The 19,217-nt window shown below is 44.7% G+C and carries 17 protein-coding genes and 1 riboswitch; of the genes, 4 read left to right on the top strand and 13 right to left on the bottom strand.

Annotated features, from left to right (window positions below; translation table 11 throughout):
- Positions 1 to 109: 109 nt before the first annotated feature.
- The 7 genes from BV455_RS09115 to BV455_RS09085 form a co-directional block, all read right to left on the bottom strand.
- Positions 110 to 1,057 carry an ATP-grasp domain-containing protein gene (locus tag BV455_RS09115; RefSeq protein WP_042406932.1) on the bottom strand — a complete coding sequence of 316 codons (948 nt, stop codon included), beginning with the start codon at positions 1,055 to 1,057 and terminating at the stop codon, positions 110 to 112.
- 1 nt (position 1,058) lies between these two features.
- Complete coding sequence (locus BV455_RS09110) at positions 1,059 to 2,120, bottom strand: LLM class flavin-dependent oxidoreductase (RefSeq protein WP_042406935.1); 1,062 nt, start codon at positions 2,118 to 2,120, stop codon at positions 1,059 to 1,061.
- Between the two features lie 62 nt (positions 2,121 to 2,182).
- A riboswitch (SAM riboswitch) is annotated at positions 2,183 to 2,286 on the bottom strand.
- Positions 2,287 to 2,416: 130 nt separating this feature from the next.
- The gene (qoxD, locus tag BV455_RS09105) at positions 2,417 to 2,716 is read right to left on the bottom strand and encodes a cytochrome aa3 quinol oxidase subunit IV (RefSeq protein ID WP_042406937.1); all 300 of its coding nucleotides are present in this window, start codon (positions 2,714 to 2,716) and stop codon (positions 2,417 to 2,419) included.
- Position 2,717: 1 nt separating this feature from the next.
- Positions 2,718 to 3,332: a cytochrome aa3 quinol oxidase subunit III gene (gene qoxC, locus BV455_RS09100; protein WP_017436969.1), complete on the bottom strand. Its 615-nt coding sequence runs from the start codon at positions 3,330 to 3,332 to the stop codon at positions 2,718 to 2,720.
- Between the two features lie 3 nt (positions 3,333 to 3,335).
- A complete protein-coding gene (gene qoxB / locus BV455_RS09095; RefSeq protein ID WP_017436970.1) occupies positions 3,336 to 5,282 on the bottom strand; it encodes a cytochrome aa3 quinol oxidase subunit I in 1,947 nt (648 codons plus the stop codon).
- A 23-nt stretch (positions 5,283 to 5,305) separates the two neighbouring features.
- A complete protein-coding gene (gene qoxA, locus BV455_RS09090) occupies positions 5,306 to 6,214 on the bottom strand; it encodes a cytochrome aa3 quinol oxidase subunit II (RefSeq protein ID WP_042406939.1) in 909 nt (302 codons plus the stop codon).
- A gap of 261 nt (positions 6,215 to 6,475) precedes the next feature.
- Positions 6,476 to 7,189, bottom strand: a complete 714-nt coding sequence (locus BV455_RS09085; protein WP_042406941.1) for a TrmH family RNA methyltransferase — start codon at positions 7,187 to 7,189, stop codon at positions 6,476 to 6,478.
- A gap of 315 nt (positions 7,190 to 7,504) precedes the next feature.
- On the opposite strand from BV455_RS09085, the gene BV455_RS09080 reads away from it, so the two are divergent.
- Complete coding sequence (locus BV455_RS09080) at positions 7,505 to 8,899, top strand: amino acid permease (protein ID WP_081160698.1); 1,395 nt, start codon at positions 7,505 to 7,507, stop codon at positions 8,897 to 8,899.
- A gap of 112 nt (positions 8,900 to 9,011) precedes the next feature.
- Here the strand turns inward: BV455_RS09080 and BV455_RS09075 are convergent, their stop codons facing one another.
- Positions 9,012 to 10,580 carry an IS1182 family transposase gene (locus BV455_RS09075; RefSeq protein WP_218687463.1) on the bottom strand — a complete coding sequence of 523 codons (1,569 nt, stop codon included), beginning with the start codon at positions 10,578 to 10,580 and terminating at the stop codon, positions 9,012 to 9,014.
- 344 nt (positions 10,581 to 10,924) lie between these two features.
- Here BV455_RS09075 and pflB point away from each other — a divergent pair, with 344 nt between their 5' ends.
- From pflB to BV455_RS20795, 3 genes are all read left to right on the top strand, one after another.
- Complete coding sequence (pflB, locus tag BV455_RS09070; RefSeq protein ID WP_218687931.1) at positions 10,925 to 13,174, top strand: formate C-acetyltransferase; 2,250 nt, start codon at positions 10,925 to 10,927, stop codon at positions 13,172 to 13,174.
- 58 nt (positions 13,175 to 13,232) lie between these two features.
- A complete protein-coding gene (gene pflA / locus BV455_RS09065) occupies positions 13,233 to 13,979 on the top strand; it encodes a pyruvate formate-lyase-activating protein (RefSeq protein WP_017436975.1) in 747 nt (248 codons plus the stop codon).
- A gap of 280 nt (positions 13,980 to 14,259) precedes the next feature.
- On the top strand, positions 14,260 to 15,075 hold the full coding sequence (locus BV455_RS20795) for a transposase (RefSeq protein ID WP_375781785.1): 816 nt from the start codon (positions 14,260 to 14,262) through the stop codon (positions 15,073 to 15,075).
- 582 nt (positions 15,076 to 15,657) lie between these two features.
- Here BV455_RS20795 and BV455_RS09055 read toward each other — a convergent pair.
- The 5 genes from BV455_RS09055 to BV455_RS09035 form a co-directional block, all read right to left on the bottom strand.
- The gene (locus BV455_RS09055) at positions 15,658 to 16,290 is read right to left on the bottom strand and encodes a response regulator transcription factor (protein WP_042406945.1); all 633 of its coding nucleotides are present in this window, start codon (positions 16,288 to 16,290) and stop codon (positions 15,658 to 15,660) included.
- Positions 16,287 to 17,324, bottom strand: coding sequence for a sensor histidine kinase (locus tag BV455_RS09050; protein WP_081160695.1), 1,038 nt, complete (start codon positions 17,322 to 17,324; stop codon positions 16,287 to 16,289). The genes BV455_RS09055 and BV455_RS09050 overlap by 4 nt, the downstream gene beginning before the upstream one ends.
- Positions 17,321 to 18,049, bottom strand: coding sequence for a cell wall-active antibiotics response protein LiaF (liaF, locus tag BV455_RS09045; protein WP_218687930.1), 729 nt, complete (start codon positions 18,047 to 18,049; stop codon positions 17,321 to 17,323). Before liaF ends, BV455_RS09050 begins: the two co-directional genes overlap by 4 nt.
- Positions 18,050 to 18,160: 111 nt before the next feature.
- Positions 18,161 to 18,805, bottom strand: coding sequence for a PspA/IM30 family protein (locus BV455_RS09040; protein WP_218687929.1), 645 nt, complete (start codon positions 18,803 to 18,805; stop codon positions 18,161 to 18,163).
- A 17-nt stretch (positions 18,806 to 18,822) separates the two neighbouring features.
- On the bottom strand, positions 18,823 to 19,173 hold the full coding sequence (locus BV455_RS09035) for a lmo0954 family membrane protein (RefSeq protein ID WP_061578855.1): 351 nt from the start codon (positions 19,171 to 19,173) through the stop codon (positions 18,823 to 18,825).
- Positions 19,174 to 19,217 lie beyond the last annotated feature (44 nt).

The following is a 19,217-nucleotide window of genomic DNA, read 5'->3' as shown; positions in this document are numbered from 1 at the left end:
TTTTATGGACCACAACAGCAAAAAGCGCTGGTATGCTGCTTCCATCCGCAAACACATAGCCCTGGTTTTTGTGCCTACAAAAGGCTGGAAACCAGGGCTATATTTATCTTTATACCGAAGCGGCTTGAAGCCGCTTTAATTCCTCGCCTAAAAACTTGGCCACTTCTAACATGCCAAACTTGCCGGCACGCGCTTCCGCCTCCGAGTTGTAGTTTGTATTGGTGTTGACATCGTACGTAAAAATCGTGCCATTGGAATCACGGATAAACTCGATGCCGGCAATATGAATATCATTGGCGCGCAAAAACTGCTCGTATTTCTCGAGTATCGGATCGGAAAAACCGTCGATAATTTCAAATTTTGGACGCGTTGCCGTTTCGCCGACCGGACAGAATAAATCGCCGATTTGGCAAGCATCCGCAGGACAAAGCTCAAACCCTTCCGATGTGTCTACGCGCACGGCGTACATAAATTTGCCGCCGACAAATTCACAACGGGTGATGAACGGCTCCGGCGCTTGAATATATTCTTGCACCAGTGTAATGCCGTCGACTGAATCTTCAAAAGCAGGGCTTTCGAGATATTGCCAAAGCGTTTCAATGGAATGGAACAATTGCACGCCAAGCCCTTTGCCAGCGCGGTTATGTTTCGTAATAAACGACGGCGCGCCAAGCTGTTTTGCTGCTTCCACGATTTGTTCCTTGCCGACGGCGGCAATCGTTTTCGGCGTGCGGATTCCATGCGCATTTAATGCCATATATTGATTTACTTTGCTTACTTCTAAACGGAGCGCCCGGCTTCCGTTGAGCACCCGGCGCCCATGGCGCTCGAGCCAGGCAAGCACCGCTTCCGTGAGTTCCGGGGCAAAACGATGCGCCCGCGTATGAGAGGAGGCGCTCATTCGGCTGTAAAACACTCCTTCCGGAGGCGTCGCCGATAAATCGACCGTCCCTTTGTCTAAAAACCATTCTTCATAAGGCAGACCAAGTTCGTCCAACCGCCGCGTTAGATGCACAGTCCATTCGCTATTTTCATGAATAATGTAAATTTTGCTCATCTTACTTTTCCCCTTTCGTCGCAAGCCGATTCCGGCGTTCCTCGACAAGCGGCATCACCTGTTTGGCGAATCTCTCCATTTCCTCTAGCTGAGGTGAAAATTGCAATAGCAATAAATCTACCCCTGCATTTTCATATGCTAAAATGCGGTCAGCGATTTGTTCCGGTGTACCAATTAGATTTGGACGCAATCCTCTGTTGGATACAGAATAGTCTTGCAATTTCAATTGCAGTTCGAGCTGGGATTTGTTGACGAAATCATGATATCCTGCATAGCCGCTAGATAATTTGACGTCGGTAATGCGCTTTAATTCCGCCTGCGCCTCCTCCTCGCTGTCGCGGCAAATGACAAACGCTGCCATGCCAAACGAGCGAAACGGCTCTTTTCCTGCCTGTTCGCGGCGCTGCTTCATGTCGGCAACTTTGCGGGCGATTTCTTCTACTGTTCCGCCATGCATCACATATGCATCGCAATGCTTAACAATCGCTTGTTTTCCCCGTTCGCTCTCGCCGCCGGCGTATAAAATCGGATGCGGCTTTTGCACCGGTTTCGGCGCTAAATGGGCTCCATTTACTTCATAAAATTTTCCCCGGAAATGAAATACATCGTTCGTCCACATTCCTTTTAACACTTGAACGAATTCTTCCGTGCGATCATAGCGCTCATCATGTTCGGTAAAAATGCCGCCATATTGACGCGCTTCTTCCTCCCACCATGCCGATACAACGTTCAGTGTAAAGCGGCCGTTGCTAATGTGGTCAATATTGGCCGCCATTTTCGCCGTAACGGCTGGATAATGAAAACCGGGACGGACTGCCGTCATAATTTCCAATTTTTCTGTCACCGCCGCCAGTGCCGCCGCCGTCGACCATGCTTCCAGCGAATCCTTCTCCGGCCCTTTTATATCATTTAAATACAGCTCCGCGACTAATGTTGTGCTATATCCCCATTGCTCCCCTTTTTGCGCTACCGTTTTCGCATATTCAAACGTCGCCGGCATGTTTTCATCCTCAACGTTGCGCAGCCATCCTCCGAAAATCGGCAGCCAAAACCCATATCTCATCTTGTTCCTCTCCTCCCCTATAATAAAAAAAGCTTCTTCGATAAGAAGAAGTGGTGCGCTTCATCTTATCTTCCAGAACCAACCTGCTCCAACCAGCGCCTTTCTGACCGATATCAACGGTTGTTGGGCTTCATTGGGCCATTCCCTCTGCCGCTCTTGATAAGATTTGCTATTTATTTATTTTTCCTATTTTCTTATATGTTTTATCGGATTTATTTTATCCTACCATAATGTCATTTACAGCGTCAATATAAAAAAACCCCGGCTCTTTCACAGGGAAAGAGCCAGGGGTTTTATTACAGCACAAATGACATCGTCCAAACCGAACCGGCAACAACCACTATCGCAATAAAAAAGGCATACGCCATATTGATCGTTTGAATTTTGCCGCTGTCGCTTTCCGTCATATGCATAAACATAAATAGCTGCAAGCTTGCTTGAATGATCGCAAAAATGACGATGACGCCAATAATCGCTTTCGCCGTTAATCCCGAAGATAGCGCGACCCAAAGCGCAGCGAACGTCAGCACAAGCGAAAGAACAAAACCGACGACATGTTTCCAAGGAAATGATTCATGGTGATTGTTTGCACCCATCCTAGATCACCATCCCGGTCAAATAAACTAATGTAAAGATAAAAATCCATACGACGTCAAGGAAGTGCCAATACAAGCTGACGATAAACACTTTTCTTGCCGTCCGCGGCGTAAATCCGCGCTGGAGCAGCTGAATGATAATTAAAATCATCCAGCCAATTCCAAGGCTGACGTGCGCCCCGTGCGTTCCGACAAGCACGAAAAAGCTAGAGAGAAACGCACTTGTTTGCATCGTCGCTCCTTCATGGACGTAATGAATAAATTCGCGAATTTCAAAGGTAATAAACCCTGCACCTAAAAGGAGCGTCACCAACAGCCATGTTAATAAACCGCTAAGGCGATTGCGGCGCATTTCAAAAATAGCCAGTCCGCATGTAAAACTGCTGGTTAATAGAAGCAACGTTTCGATTAAAACATCTTTTACCTCAAATAAGTCTTTCGCAGTCGGGCCGCTTCCCGTACGTTGGAATAAAACAAGATAGGTGGCGAACAAGGTCGCAAACAACGCGACCTCGGCGCCAAGGAAAATCCAAAATCCTAAAATATTTAAACGGCTTTCTTCCGTCCGATACTCGAGCGGCATCGTTTCATCATATCGGTGAGCTGCTTCTGCCATCCGTTACGCCCCCTTCCGTGCCAAACGCTCCGTGCGTTTAATTTCGTCCACGCTAATGTAATAGCCGTCATCATCGTCAAACGAACGGAGAATTAAACCGAGAATAATGAAGATCGCAGCGATAATCGCCAACGTAAACCATTTAAAGACAAGACCAAAGCCCGCGAAGAAAAACGCAATCGAAATCAAGAACGGGCGGCCTGAGTTGCTTGGCATATGAATCGGCTTTAATTGTTCTTCTTTTACTTCCAACCCGTTGCCGTTTTTCTTCATAACCCAATAAGCGTCCAAATCCGTTACTTCCGGAGTGATTGGGAAGTTATAGTGCGCTGGCGGTGAAGCAGTCGCCCACTCGAGCGTGCGACCGTCCCACGGATCTCCGGTCATGTCGCGCTCGCCGTAACGCGCGCTGTAATAAATGTTATAGCAAAGCACGATAAAGCCAATGCCCATCAGCGCCGCGCCAATCGTCGCCACAACGTTCAACGGCGTCCAGCCAAGTCCGGCCGAGTACGTGTACATGCGTCGCGTCATTCCCATTAATCCTAAGAAATACATCGGGAAGAAGCAAACATTAAATCCAATCATAAAGAGCCAGAACGTCCATTTTCCTAAACGTTCGTTTAATAGATGACCGAACATTTTCGGATACCAATAATGAAGCCCAGCAAAACAAGCAAACACCGTACCAGCAATTAATACATAATGGAAATGGGCAATTAAGAAATAACTATTATGGTATTGATAGTCCGCCGCTGCCATGGCGAGCATAACGCCAGTAACCCCGCCAATGACGAAGTTCGGGATAAACGCCAGCGCCCAAAGCATTGCTGTCGTAAAACGAATTTTTCCTTTGCGCAGCGTAAACAGCCAGTTAAATACTTTCACTCCAGTCGGAATCGCAATCGCCATCGTTGTAATCGAGAAAAACGAGTTCACCGCTGGACCGGCACCCATCGTAAAGAAGTGGTGCACCCAAACGATAAAGCTTAAAAAGGCGATACCAACGATCGAACCGACCATTGCTTTATAACCAAATAGACGTTTGCGGGCAAATGTGCTGACAATTTCCGAAAAAATCCCGAAAGACGGCAAAATGACAATATATACTTCCGGATGGCCCCAAATCCAGAACAAGTTTGCCCAAAGCATGGACATACCGCCGTTGGCCATCGTGAAAAATTGCGTGTCAAACAAACGGTCAAACGTCATTAACGCTAATGCGACCGTTAACACTGGAAACGCGAAAATAATGATGACACATGTAATTAAAACCGTCCATGTAAACATCGGCATGCGCATAAGCGTCATACCCGGCGCCCGCATTTTTAAAATCGTCACCAAAAAGTTAATTCCGGTCATCAACGTCCCAATTCCGGAAATTTGCAAGGCGACTGCATAATAGTTGTTGCCAACCCCTGGGCTAAATTCATTGCTAGCAAGTGGAAAATATGCCGTCCAGCCGGCATCCGGGGAGCCGCCGATGACAAACGAAATATTAAACAGCATCGCCCCGAAGAAAAAGAGCCAGAAGCTTAACGCATTTAAGTACGGATACGCGACATCACGCGCCCCGATTTGCAGCGGGACGACAACGTTCATTAATCCAATAATAAACGGCATCGCCATAAATAAAATCATAATCGTACCGTGCGTGGTAAAAATTTCGTTGTAATGTTGCGCATCGAGAAATTTCATATTTGGTGCCGTTAGCTGTGCTCGCATTAATAGCGCGTCTACGCCGCCGCGGAACAACATTAATACAGCACAAATAATATACATGATCCCAATTTTTTTATGGTCTACCGTCGTTAACCACTCATCCCAAAGCCATTTCCATTTTTTAAAATACGTCAACACAAAAACAATACCAATAATGGTTAACACAATCGCGACATCCGCTGCATAAATAAGCGGTTCACCAGTGACAAAAAACTCGCTCCACTTCAATTACGGTTCCTCCTTTCCCGCCATTAATGTTCGTGGTGATCATTTTCCATGTTCCCATGGTGATCGCTATGTTCTCCATTGTTCATATGGTGGCTGTTTTGTTTCGCATGGTCTACCCATTCAAGATGCGTATTCGAAAACGTCATCCGCCCGACTAACCCAGGTTTTAAAATTTCCGCATATTTGTCTTTCGTTAGCTTTGGCGCCGTTTGTTGAACTTCTTTTACCCATTTCTCAAAATCTTCTTTTTTCTGGGCAACCACTTCAAACTCCATATGCGTAAACTGTTTTCCTGAGAAGTTCGCGCTCCGTCCCATATAGGAACCTGGCTGGTCTGCTTGCAAAATTAATTGTGTTTCCATCCCGTCCATCGCATATTTTTGGCCGCCTAACTCCGGCACCCAAAACGAGTTCATCGGACCGACGGATGTCAGTTTAAACTTTACGGGAACGTCTTCAGGAATATTGACGTAATTCACCGTTTCAATATGTTGGTCCGGATAGCTGAAAATCCATTTCCAGTTTGCTGCGGTGACATGGATCGTTAACGGCTCGACATCATGGCGCTGCGGTTTTTCCAGCGCAAACGTCGCTTTCACCGTTGGAATTGCCAACACAGTGACAATAATAATCGGAATCGCCGTCCATACGATTTCCAAGAGCGTGTTTCCTTCTTCATCCGGTGGCTCATAATCGGCATTTTCCGGCTTTTCCCGATATCGAATGAGCACAACGGCAAACAATACAAATACGACGGCAATAATCAATAACATGAAGCCAATCGACCACATAATTAAGTCGTATTGTACTTTTGCGACAGGTCCTTTCGGATTTAATACCGCTATGTTTTCACTGCATCCGCTTAACAAAAGCAACAAGGACAAGGGAAGCCACGCAAACCATTTTCGCCCCCGTTGTTTTTCCTGCTTCATTCCGCTCGCTTCCTCCTTTTATGGCACATAGTCCAACTATCATCCTCATAATAAATGAATATCGATAACCTATATTTCTACCATATCAAAAGTGAAAATAGTTGAAACTAGCAAGAAGGGAATTTCATAAATTCGAAACATATTTGTCACAAACCATTCAATAATTGTTCAATAAATATTCACCATTATGACTAAAAAATGAAATTCAACCAATCAAATCCCTTTCAAGAAAAATAAACCTTCCCCATTAACCAGGGAAGGTTAAAAAGAACGGCCTAACCGCACCTTAAGCTGTTTGCGCAGACGCGGATTTAACGTTTGCCACATCCATGTTTCATATAGTTCTTTTTTCTCGGCAAATGATAAATAATAGCGCTCACCTGCCTGCTGACGCGCTCTTTTGGTGACATCGTACAGTGAAAGCGCCGCCGCCACCGATATATTAAAACTTTGGACAAATCCATACATCGGAATCATAAACGTCGCATCGGCGGCACGAAGCGCCTCCTGCGACACACCGCTATGTTCGTTGCCAAATAAAAGAGCTGTCGGCCGTGACACATCGATGTCAGAAAGAGGAATCGTCCCTTCTCCAAGATAGCTGGCATACACTTGATACCCTTTTTTCTGCAAATCGCGAATCGCCGTTATAATATCCGGTTTTTGATAAAGCGTCAGCCATTTATCAGCATGCCGCGTCACAAGCGGGCTTGGCTGAAACGGGGCTCTCCCGGTGACGACATACACATCCTGCACGCCAAACGCTTCCGCTGTCCGCAACACCGCCGCCTGGTTGTGCGGATCATCGACCGCTTCGGTCAATACCGTCACGTAGCGTGTCCGCTTTTGAAGTACTTCATACATTCGTTGAAGACGCTCTGGTAAAATCATTTCCCAGATAAGGCGATTTTCTTCCGTCAGCAGCCCTTCTTCTTGCAGCTGTTCAATGAACGCTTTTGCATCTTGTTCGTTCATTGCTATCACCTTCATTCCGCATAATAATTAAAGCGAATTTCATTTTACAAAATTTCAAGTACGCGGGCAAATTGCGCCCGCAAATTGCCAAAATGAATTCCCCCATGGTGAAGCATACTAAATACAACAAGATCAATAATTATATTCCAATTTTGTTAATTTTATTAATATTATTACAATAATAAAAACAACGACTATTTACCATATAAATACATTTACAAATACTTATAAATTATGTACTATATTTCATGTAAGCGTTTTACAAAATGTTTTTGATATAATCACCGTTGTCCTGACGGATGGGAGGAAACAAGGATGCAAATCACAAAAAATGAGCAAAAACTGCATCGCGGACTAGAGGAGCGGCATATTTCGCTGATGTCCCTTGGGGCTGCAATCGGAGTCGGGCTATTTCTCGGCTCTGCAAATGCCATCAAACTAGCGGGACCGGCGATTTTACTTGCATATGCGGTAAGCGGCGCGGTTATGTTCTTTATTATGCGCGCGCTCGGAGAGATGGCCGTGGAAAACCCGGTGGCCGGTTCATTCAGCCGCTATGCGCACAACTATTTAGGACCGCTTGCTGGTTACTTAACCGGATGGAACTATTGGTTTTTATGGGTCGTTACTTGTATCGCGGAAATTACGGCTGTCGGCATTTATATGCAGTTTTGGTTTCCGGACACGCCAAGATGGATATGGGCGCTGGCCGCTTTAGTCTTGATGACATTGATCAATTTCCTCGCTGTCAAAGCGTACGGGGAATTAGAATTTTGGTTTGCCCTTATTAAAATTGTTACGATTGTATTTATGATTGTCGTCGGTTTTGGCATGATTTTGTTTGGCATCGGCAATGGCGGAGTCGCCACCGGCATCAGCAACCTTTGGAAACATGGCGGATTTTTTCCGAACGGCATTACCGGCGTATTAATGTCCTTGCAAATGGTAATGTTCGCTTATTTAGGAATTGAAATGCTCGGCGTCACAGCCGGCGAAGTGAAAAACCCGGAAAAATCGCTCACCCGGGCCATTAACACCGTATTTTGGCGCATTTTAATTTTCTATGTTGGTGCATTGTTTGTCATTATGTCGATCTATCCATGGAATGAAATCGGACAAAAAGGAAGCCCATTTGTGCTGACGTTTGAAAAAATCGGCATTCACACTGCTGCAGGGATCATCAACTTTGTCGTGTTAACCGCGGCCTTGTCTTCCTGCAACAGCGGCATCTTTAGCACCAGCCGAATGCTCTTTAACCTTGCTGAACAAAAGGAAGCGCCGCCTTCTTTCGCCAAATTGACAAAACGCGGCATTCCTGGAATCGCACTGATCGTCACAGCCATCGCAATGCTGTTTGGCGTTTATTTAAACTATGTTTCCGAAAAAGTATTTCAATGGGTAACGAGCGTTGCCACATTCGGCGCGATTTGGACATGGGCGATTATTTTGCTGGCGCAATTGCAGTTCCGCAAACAATTAAGTCCAGAAAAACAACAACAATTAAAATATAAAATGCCGCTTTACCCTTACAGCTCTTATGTTGCTCTCGCCTTCCTCATCGGAGTTACCGCTTTAATGGGCTACTTCAAGGATACGCGAATCGCGCTCTACATTGGACCAGCCTGGCTTATCTTGCTCGTTGCCGTCTACTATGCAAAAGGCATGCATAAGCGTCATGTCCGCGCTTCTGAGGAAAAACAAGTCAGCTAAACAACCATGAGGCTGTCTCAAAAGGTCGTTAAACCGACCTTTTGGGGACAGCCTCTGTTTCTTTTCTTTACTATTTGGTTATTTATTCCTTTTTTGAAGCAGGAATTTCTCCTTATTTCTGAATTTTATCCTGTTTTTTCTTTGTTGGATCGGTTGTGGCCGCCCACTTTCTCAAATTGTGAGCAGCACAAATAAGCCCCCATTCCAAGGTAATTTTTGGGAGCCCTCTTAACAAAAAGCGCTGAAATTGCTGGTTGTGCTTGATTTGCCCAAACACCGGCTCGTTTTCGATTTGTCGTTTTCGGTACGTCGCCGCCCCTTCTTCCGTGGACAGCCGTTTACGGATCTCTTGCCGTTGTTGTTGATTTTTCAAGGAAACGCGGATGGTTTTCGTGTCTTTGCCTTTGGCGCATGTCGCCTGAAACGGACATCCGGCACAAGCCGTACAACGATACGTCCGTTTGACGGTAACGTACCCGTTGTCGGTCGTTTCCTTCCGTTCATACACAAACACCAACCGTTCCCCTTTAGCGCAAATCCACTCATCCAGCTCCTCATCATACGTCATGTTCTCGATTCGGCCGATCTCCTTCGCCCACGCTTTCGTTTGTTCCCGATCTAACGTGTTGTACTTGATCAGGGCGACTATCTTCTTTTTCTCACAGTACGTGTAGTTCTCCTCACTCCCATAGGCGGAATCCGCAATGGCTTGTTTAGGCATTGGACGCCCATAGGCGGCCAATTGCTCCAAATGCGGAATGAAACATCCGGCATCCCCTGCCCGTTGATGCACGCTAAATCCAGTGATGAATTGGTTCTCTGTCCCAATCTGCACATTGTACCCCGGTTTGAGCTGGCCATTTTTCATATGGTCGTCCTTCATCCGCATAAACGTGGCATCCGGATCCGTTTTCGAAAAACTGTTCCGTTCGCCTAATCTTTCTTTGTATTCTTCATATTTTTTCTTACGGGGGAGAAGATCTTGTTCCAATTGCCGTTTGGCTTTCTTTAACGTACGATTCTTCGGCTCTTTCTTTAGGCGCTCTTCCACTTGTTCGATGACGGCTTCGATCCTTTCGGACGTGATCGGTGAAGCTTCCAGCTTTTCTTGAAAATCCCCCTCTTGTTCCGCCTCTTCATCTTCTTTCGTCACCTGTTCGATCGAGGCAACGATTTTCCGGAATTTCTCCTCCAGTTTCTGATCGTACTTTTCCGTTGATTTGCGCCAAACGAATGTATATCGGTTGGCATTGGCCTCGATTTTCGTTCCATCCAGAAAATAATCCTCTAACTTGACCAACCCTTCTTGACGCAGAAGATCGACAATGGAGAAAAACGTTTCGTAAATGATGTCCTTCATCCGTTCCGACCGAAATCGGTTGATCGTGCGAAAATCCGGTGTTTGATGGCCGGATAGCCACATAAAGTAAATGTTTTCTTTCAACTGCTTGGCGATTTGGCGAGAGGAGTAGATCCGATTGGCGTAGGCATACAGGATGACTTTCAACATCATTTTCGGATGATAGGCTGGACGCCCTCCGCCAGGATAGAGGGAAACGAACAGAGCCGGATCCATTTTTTCCACTGCCAGATCCACAATCCGGCAAAGATGATGTTTGGGAATGAAAATTTCAAGATCCATTGGCAAAATGAGTTGATCTCGGTTATAATAAATGTACATAAGAAAACCGTCCTTTCTTTGGTAGGGTTGTGGTGACTCTATTATACCAAAAGAGGAACGGTTTTCTTCTTTTTTATCCAAAAAAGTGTCCCAAAAGCGAACGCTATGCGAACACTTTTGGGACATCCTCATTTTTTTTCACACCCTTCTTCATATTTATTGTTTCTTTTTCTCGATCTGTTACATCGTTATATCATCATTCATTTCATATTGCTCAATATTTCACAAACTATTCAATAATAGATGGTTATAGTCATCAAAAAATGTAGTATTGTATAGACAAAAGCTGTTATATCATTTTTATCAGCCTGTTATATTTACAGGTGATTGGGAGGGGATCTGTTATGAAACAAACCACTGTTGTATTAGACCCTTGGCGAAATTTTAAAGGGTCAAAATGGAAAAAGTCCATTAATGTCCGTGACTTTATTTTAAACAACGTAACCGTTTACTATGGGGATGAATCATTTCTAGAAGGACCTACAGAAGCAACGAAAAAACTATGGGAACAAGTGATGGAATTGTCGAAACAAGAGCGAGAAAAAGGCGGCGTTCTCGATATGGACACATCTGTTGTTTCGACCATCACTTCCCATGGACCAGGTTATTTAAACAAAGACTTAGAAAAAATCGTTGGTTTTCAAACAGATAAACCGTTTAAGCGCGCATTAATGCCGTTCGGCGGCATCCGTATGGCACAGCAATCATGCGAAGCATACGGCTATAAAGTAAGCGACGAAATAAAAAAAATTTTTACGGAATACCGCAAAACACATAACCAAGGTGTATTTGATGTTTACACCGAAGAAATGAAATTAGCGCGCAAAGCAGGGATCATTACTGGTCTTCCAGACGCGTACGGACGCGGCCGCATTATTGGCGACTATCGTCGTGTAGCATTATACGGCGTCGATCGTCTGATTGAAGAAAAACAAAAGGATTTGAAAAATACCGGCGCAAGAACGATGACAGAAGACATTATCCGTCTTCGCGAGGAAATTGCTGAACAAATTCGCGCGTTAAACGAATTGAAACAAATGGCATTAAACTACGGTTACGACATTTCCAAACCAGCGCGAAACGCACACGAAGCATTCCAATGGCTCTATTTCGCTTATCTTGCCGCTATTAAAGAACAAAACGGCGCAGCGATGAGCTTAGGACGTGTTTCTACCTTCTTAGATATTTATATCGAACGCGACCTACAAGAAGGTACACTAACAGAAAAAGAAGCACAAGAACTTGTCGACCATTTCGTGATGAAATTGCGCCTCGTCAAATTCGCAAGAACGCCGGAATATAACGAACTATTTAGCGGCGACCCAACATGGGTAACAGAATCGATCGGCGGAATGGCTATCGATGGCCGCCCATTAGTAACGAAAAACTCGTTCCGCTTCCTTCATACGTTAGATAACTTAGGACCTGCGCCAGAACCAAACTTAACGGTACTTTGGTCGAAACAATTACCGGAAGCGTTCAAAGAATATTGCGCGAAAATGTCGATAAAAACAAGCTCGATTCAATATGAAAACGACGACTTAATGCGCGTTGAATTTGGCGATGACTACGGAATTGCCTGCTGTGTATCGGCGATGCGAATCGGTAAACAAATGCAATTTTTCGGAGCGCGCGCCAACCTTGCGAAAGCATTGTTATATGCAATTAACGGCGGCGTCGATGAAAAATTAAAAATTCAAGTTGGCCCTGAATTTGCGCCAATTACCTCCGAATATTTAGATTACGATGAAGTCATGCGTAAATTTGATCAAGTGCTTGAATGGCTTGCCGAACTTTATATTAATACACTTAATGTCATCCATTACATGCACGACAAATATTGTTACGAACGAATGGAAATGGCGCTTCATGATACCCACGTTTTACGTACAATGGCAACTGGTATTGCCGGGCTATCGGTTGTCGTCGATTCGTTAAGTGCGATCAAATACGCAAAAGTCAAACCGATTTGCGATGAAAACGGCATTGCCGTTGATTTTGAAATTGAAGGCGACTTCCCGAAATACGGAAATAACGATGATCGCGTCGACCAAATTGCAGTTGATTTAGTCGAACGTTTTATGACGAAATTGAAAAAACATAAAACGTATCGCGATTCGAAACATACGCTATCGATTTTAACGATTACATCGAACGTCGTATACGGGAAAAAGACAGGCAATACACCAGATGGCCGCCGCGCTGGCGAACCATTTGCCCCGGGAGCGAACCCACTACACGGCCGCGACACAAAAGGAGCGCTCGCTTCGTTAAGCTCTGTCGCGAAATTGCCATATGAACATGCATTAGATGGCATCTCTAATACGTTCTCGATCGTACCGAAAGCGTTAGGAAAAGAAGAACAAACCCGTGTTCGTAACCTTGTCGCCATTTTAGATGGTTACATGGAAAAAGGCGGGCACCATCTCAACATTAACGTGTTGAATCGTGAAACGTTATTAGATGCGATGGAACATCCAGAAAAATATCCGCAATTAACGATTCGCGTCTCTGGATATGCCGTCAACTTCATTAAATTAACTCGCGAACAACAAATTGACGTCATTAACCGCACGTTCCACGAAACGATGTAACTATCTCCCCCTCCTTCTTGGGAGGGGGTATATTTCTCTTAGGAAGGAGAACATACGTATGAAAGGATTTATTCACTCCATCGAATCATGCGGCACCGTCGACGGTCCAGGCCTTCGTTATGTCATCTTTACACAAGGATGCGTGCTGCGCTGTCAATATTGCCATAACGCTGATACATGGGAAATTGGAAAAGGAAAAGAAATGACCGTAGAAGAAATTATCGATGATGTGAAAACGTACTTGCCGTTTATCAACGCCTCCGGCGGCGGAATTACCGTCAGCGGCGGGGAACCTTTGTTACAAATCGACTTTTTAACCGAGCTATTTAAAGCATGCAAACAACTCGGCATTCATACAGCGATCGATTCATCAGGGGGATGCTACACGACGGAAGCGTCATTCCAGCAAAAATTAAATGAATTGCTTTCCTATACGGATTTAATTTTACTTGACTTAAAACATATCGATGAAAAAAAACATCGGAAACTGACGGGAAAAACAAATAAACATATTTTACAATTTGCTCGGTTTTTGTCCGAAAAGAACGTTCCTGTTTGGATTCGGCATGTTCTCGTTCCCACCATTACAGAAGACCCTAATGACTTGCGCCGTCTCGCTGCTTTTATCCGTACGTTAAACAACGTCAAAAAAATTGAAATTCTGCCGTATCATAAATTAGGAGTATACAAATGGAAGGCGCTTGGATTGAAGTACCCTTTGGAAGGGATTGAACCTCCTTCGGAAGAAAGCGTGCAAATGGCACAGCGAATCCTAAATGGAATGGAAAATGGAGTGCCTCTTTAAGGGGTTTTTTCTGTTTTTATATGTTTAGAAGATCCTTCTCATTTCCTTCATTGCAGTGAAACTGAAACATATACATGAAAAAGGATGGCCCGCCACGCTTACCAGCGAGTATATGGACGATCCTCTTTTATGGGGGAGGTTGTTTTAACATGTCCACCGAGAAGTCTCCCACCTCTAAACAGAGTGTAGGTGGGAGATGAATCGGTTGTTTTTTCTCCCAAAATCAGAACATATGTGCTATACTATTCTTATCCATGATTTGTTGAAAGGAGGATCCACCATGCTTCGTGGGCAAAAAGTGGCCTTCCGTGCATCGAAGGCGGACCTTGAGCGGCTTCGGGCTTGCAACCGGGAGTCGGCTCGTGTCTGGAATGAGTGCCTCCGATTGGCCAAAGAGCATTTCCTTCAACACGGCCGCTGGATCTCGAAAAGCGAGCTGCAAAAACAAACGAAAGGGCGATTCCATCTTCACAGCCAGTCCATTCAAGCCGTCTGCCACCAATACCTCTTCGCCCGGCAATCCGCTCAAGCCGCTATCCAGAAAGGACATCGCCACGTTCGTTATCCGTACAAGCCAAAGACATTTTTCAACACCAAATGGGCGAAAGACGGATTCACCATTCATGAAAACGGGAAAATCACGCTGTCCATGGGCATCCATGGCGGAAAACGCGAAAAACCAATTATTGTCTACGTCTCACAGCTGCCGCAGGGAACGATCAAAGAAATCGAATGTTGTTATGATCATGGCTGGTATCTCGCCATCACCTATGACAACGGCCAGGAAGCGAAAGCGTACCAGCCGGGGCATGCGGTTGGCGTCGACCTTGGCGAAATCCATACAATCGGGGCGTTTTGCGAAAATGGCCAATCCTTGATCATCACGGGGCGAAAGGTGCGCTCGCTTCACCGGCTGCGGAATAAAAAACTGGCGGAGATCCAGCGGCGTCAATCGAAATGTCAAAAAGGATCCCGGCAATGGAAAAAGTATGAGCGGGCGAAACAATACGTGTTATCAAAATCCGAAAGACAGTTGCGCGATGCTACGCCACGTTTTGTTTCTTCCACTGCCAGCTTTGCTAATGCCATATGCTGATTGAGCCCAGCTAACGCCATTTCTTTGACGATATGATTGATCGTTTCTTGATCATAATCTCGAAATTGTTCTAATGCTTTCTGTGCATTAGCGACAAGCTTATCAATCATTTTTACCGCTTCGATTTTTTTATCGATCACTCTTTCCCCAACAGCCATACATGGTCTCCTTTCCTTGTGAAATATTTCACAATAAAAACTAAAAAATATAAGATGGAAATATTTCCAGGAAATATTCCCATCTATTACAACCCCATTATAACTAGGCAACGGAATTTTTAGTTTGTCTAATTTGTGAAACATTGAGCAATTTGTTCATAAAATGTTCAAAAATTCACTGTTCGTCAAAAACTGTTTCGTATCTTTCCTTCCTTATCTATCTTCCATCCTGCCAGTAGTTGTATTTTTCGATAATGAGCTTAGGCGTTATTTTCTTCTAAAACTTGAGGCATCATTCCACATTACACGTCTTAAGTTTGATGCAAAATCAATATATAAAAAGAAGGCTGCCTTAGGGCAACCTGCGCAGACTATGACAAATTGGGTTTCGATGAATGCCTGAAGCCTAATTTATATATGGAAGCTATTTGACTAACGAATGTTTAAATGCATAAATGACCGCTTGTGTGCGATCTTGTACTCCTAATTTGCTTAATATGTTGCTGACGTGGACTTTCACCGTTTTCACCGCAATAAACAACTCATCAGCGATTTCTTGATTCGTTTTTCCTTGCGCCATTAACAAAAGCACTTCCATCTCCCGGTTTGTCAATTCTTCGTGAGGGAGGAGTTCTTTCTTTTGTTTCATTTTTGTCATTACTTTATTCGTCACTTCCGGTTCCAACACCGATTGACCGTAAAACGTCGCACGGATCGCGTTGGCAATTTCGTTCGCTTTCGACGTCTTTAGCATATAGCTCGTTGCTCCCGCTTCCAAAGCCGGATACACTTTCTCATCATCTAAAAAGCTTGTGACAACGATAATTTTCGCTTCCGGCCATTGGGCAATAATGTGCTTTGTGGCTTCAATTCCGTCCATCTCCGGCATCACTAAATCCATTAAAATAATATCCGGACGCAGCTCTAGTGCCAGATCTATCGCCTGTTTTCCGTTATCGGCTTCTCCCACCACTTCCATATCCGGCTGCGACGCCAAAAACGCAGAAACCCCGATTCTCACCATTTCATGATCATCGGCCAATAAGACACGGATCACGATGTTCCCTCCTCTATGATTGGCACTTTCACCTCTAACCGCGTTCCCTGATTCGGCACACTGACGATTTGCAGCGTTCCGCCGATCTCCAGCGCACGCTCATGCATATTTTGCAAACCGTACGACCCTGCTTTCACTTGGTCGACGTTGAAGCCGACGCCATCATCTGATACACGCAAAATGACAAGTTGGTCTCGTTTCACTAACAATACTTCCAATTTTGTCGCCTTGGCATGACGAAGCGTATTGGAAATCGACTCTTGCAAAATGCGAAATAAATGGTCTTCTACCCCTTTATCAAGCGGAATGTCTTCCACTTTCCACTCGATATGCATCGGCACTTTTTGCTTTAGCTCCATCAACAACTCTTGAATCCCTTCTTTTAGCGATTTGCCTTTCAGTGCTACCGGGCGAAGGTGAAGCAATAACGCCCGCATTTCCAATTGCGATTGGTGAATCATTTCTTCAATTAAACGAAACTGTTTTTCTTCGCGCTCATCAGAAAACGTTTTTGTTTCATTGATGGCGGAAATAAGCATCGAGGCGGCAAACAGCTGCTGGCTGACGGAATCATGAAGCTCGCGCGCAAGCCGATGCCGTTCCTGGGAAATGATATCTTGAATCCGCTTTTCTTGCTCTTCCGCCTTTTCATTGGCGAGCCGCTGCGACAATTTTACTTGTTCCGTCATCTGCTTTTGAATTTTTTGAACGCGCGCTACCACCGCCGCCGCTTCTTTCAGCTTTGAAGGCTCCAGAGGGGAAACAGGCTGGCCATGTTCAAGCTGGCGCAGTGAATCCATCACCGTCCGCCACTGTTTTTGCGAAAAAAATCCGAACATAATCCCAAACGCTATTCCAGCGGCAACACTAACCCCCGCCATAAATAAAAGGAACGGAACACCCATGATTTCTTTTTCCCATAATAAAGACCAGTTCGGTAATGGATACTTGAGAAATATTAGCACCGCCGCAATGATGGAAACGAACAGCGAAAAGGCAATTCCCGTGACAATGTAACGCTGCACCGTATTCATACATGCTTCACCTCGATTGTTCCAATGATCATCGAGGTGAGTATTTTGACCTTTTGCTCCGCTTCCTCATATCCTTTTGTTTGAAAACAAACGGTTTCGTTCCACAAATTCGCTTCCTTTCGCTCAAAAACAATAGCGGAACCATAGATCACCGAATGGTGCAGACGCACTTCCACCTCATACGGCACAAGGATTTGTACGTTCCCGATCAAATGACGGATGACAATGACCGCTTCTCCTCGCGGAAGCACCGTATAGCTTAAATCAATCACCACATCGGAAATCCCGCCTTGAATGTTAATATCTTCCCATTCATAAACACGTTCAGGTGTTTTTTGGCTGCTAAAGAAGCTGTTTTTCCAGCGCGGTTTTCGTTCAAGGAGGGAGGATGTGTCATGCTTTCGCTCGACCATGATTGGCTGTATCTGCACAGGAGCTTTTTTCGATTGCATGTACTGCCAAATGATATACACCAAAATAAAAAACAAGGAAATGCGAAATGTCACCATGCTAGCTAACGAAATGACGAAACTAATGAGTCCAAACCAAAACAGAATAACGCCTGATAGCTTCGGCATCCGCTTTCGCCCTATATACATACAGCCAATCGTAAAGAGCAGAAAGAAAACATCCCCATGTTGAAACAATAGCAGTTCTGCCAAAAAGAGAATGATGGCGATCATGACAAGCCTAGCGGCAAGATCTGTTTTTTGCTGACGAAGCATCTCATTTCCTCCCTCCTTTATGACGATTGCTGCATCTCCATTATATATAAAATAGCTAGTGAAAAAAGGGCGCTAATTACGTATACGCCCTTTTAGAATACCACGTTTTCGTTATGAAATTGAATTTGTCTTTTCTGTTTCCAGCTTTTTCTCCAATTGCGCGATGCGTGCGTCAATCGTGCTTGCATAGTAATCAGCTTTGACGTTTTGTTCCAGGCGTTCTAGGTACTGTTCCATTTCGTGAAAACGAGAATAAGTGGTATCATCCCATCCTGCCTGCAGCACTTTATCCATTCGATAATGCGCGCGTGCGACATTTTCCCGCCCCATGAGCTGCATGCGGCGAATGTGCATATCTTTTAATTTATGTTTCATTTCTTCATATTTTCTTTCTAACTGTTCCAGCTCGTTTGTTGTTTGCTGGAGCAACTCTTGTATTCGCGATGCTCTTTCTTCATATTTTGCCTGTTCCAAAACGGCAAATTCATATAGTTCATTTTCTCCCGCCTGGGAAGCAATTTGCGCTTGATACTTTCGCTTATCCGCAAGTTCTTTCGCCTGGTTGTATTCGCGCGTGAGTTCTGTCTTCAACAGGTGCTGCCGCTCCAGCAGATGGTGAACCTTTTCGGCCTCCTTTTCGCATTGCCGTAAATATTCATTTAATAAAGCAATTGGGTTTTGCTTTTCTTTTTGATCGATCATCTCATGTAAATCAGCCATGATGATATTTTTGATTCTCGTTAATAAATCGGCCATCACTGTTTTCCTCCTTTTTAAAAGTTTCTTTCTAACTCTGCCCACTGCTTTTCAAAGTGAGCAAACGGGTCATCCATTTCTTTCGGTTTCATCTGTTTTGTTTCATTCCATTTTTTATAAACTACATACAATACATATGCAGCGGCAACTGCAATGAGCGCAGGCGCATTCGAAGCGGAAGCAACGAAAGCGACGATTCCGATCGTGATCCAAAACAGTTTTTTCATCGTTGTTTCCGCTTTCATCCATCGTTTCCATGCGTAATACAAAATGACAAGGCTCACTGCCAAAACAGCGAGAGAACCAATGTTTGCGAAGAGCGTAACCGCCGCAATCGCACCGAGGACAAACAATCCAATCTTTTTCACCTTTTTCCCTCCTTTCTGTCTTCCATCCTACCAACCGTTCCTTA

The sequence above is a fragment of the Parageobacillus caldoxylosilyticus genome (assembly GCF_019272935.1).
In the GTDB taxonomy this organism is placed as follows: Bacteria; Bacillota; Bacilli; order Bacillales; family Anoxybacillaceae; genus Saccharococcus; species Saccharococcus caldoxylosilyticus.
Note: the sequence above shows the minus strand (reverse complement) of the source record. Positions and strands in the feature narration are given on the sequence as shown.

Excerpts from the sequence above, each read along its gene's own strand:
- BV455_RS09115 (WP_042406932.1), bottom strand. The coding sequence starts at position 1,057 with ATGAGCAAAATTTACATTATTCATGAAAATAGCGAATGGACTGTGCAT.
- BV455_RS09110 (WP_042406935.1), bottom strand. The coding sequence starts at position 2,120 with ATGAGATATGGGTTTTGGCTGCCGATTTTCGGAGGATGGCTGCGCAAC.
- qoxD (WP_042406937.1), bottom strand. The coding sequence starts at position 2,716 with ATGGGTGCAAACAATCACCATGAATCATTTCCTTGGAAACATGTCGTC.
- qoxC (WP_017436969.1), bottom strand. The coding sequence starts at position 3,332 with ATGGCAGAAGCAGCTCACCGATATGATGAAACGATGCCGCTCGAGTAT.
- qoxA (WP_042406939.1), bottom strand. The coding sequence starts at position 6,214 with ATGAAGCAGGAAAAACAACGGGGGCGAAAATGGTTTGCGTGGCTTCCC.
- BV455_RS09085 (WP_042406941.1), bottom strand. The coding sequence starts at position 7,189 with ATGAACGAACAAGATGCAAAAGCGTTCATTGAACAGCTGCAAGAAGAA.
- BV455_RS09080 (WP_081160698.1), top strand. The coding sequence starts at position 7,505 with ATGCAAATCACAAAAAATGAGCAAAAACTGCATCGCGGACTAGAGGAG.
- BV455_RS09075 (WP_218687463.1), bottom strand. The coding sequence starts at position 10,580 with ATGTACATTTATTATAACCGAGATCAACTCATTTTGCCAATGGATCTT.
- pflB (WP_218687931.1), top strand. The coding sequence starts at position 10,925 with ATGAAACAAACCACTGTTGTATTAGACCCTTGGCGAAATTTTAAAGGG.
- pflA (WP_017436975.1), top strand. The coding sequence starts at position 13,233 with ATGAAAGGATTTATTCACTCCATCGAATCATGCGGCACCGTCGACGGT.
- BV455_RS20795 (WP_375781785.1), top strand. The coding sequence starts at position 14,260 with ATGCTTCGTGGGCAAAAAGTGGCCTTCCGTGCATCGAAGGCGGACCTT.
- BV455_RS09050 (WP_081160695.1), bottom strand. The coding sequence starts at position 17,324 with ATGAATACGGTGCAGCGTTACATTGTCACGGGAATTGCCTTTTCGCTG.
- liaF (WP_218687930.1), bottom strand. The coding sequence starts at position 18,049 with ATGCTTCGTCAGCAAAAAACAGATCTTGCCGCTAGGCTTGTCATGATC.
- BV455_RS09040 (WP_218687929.1), bottom strand. The coding sequence starts at position 18,805 with ATGGCCGATTTATTAACGAGAATCAAAAATATCATCATGGCTGATTTA.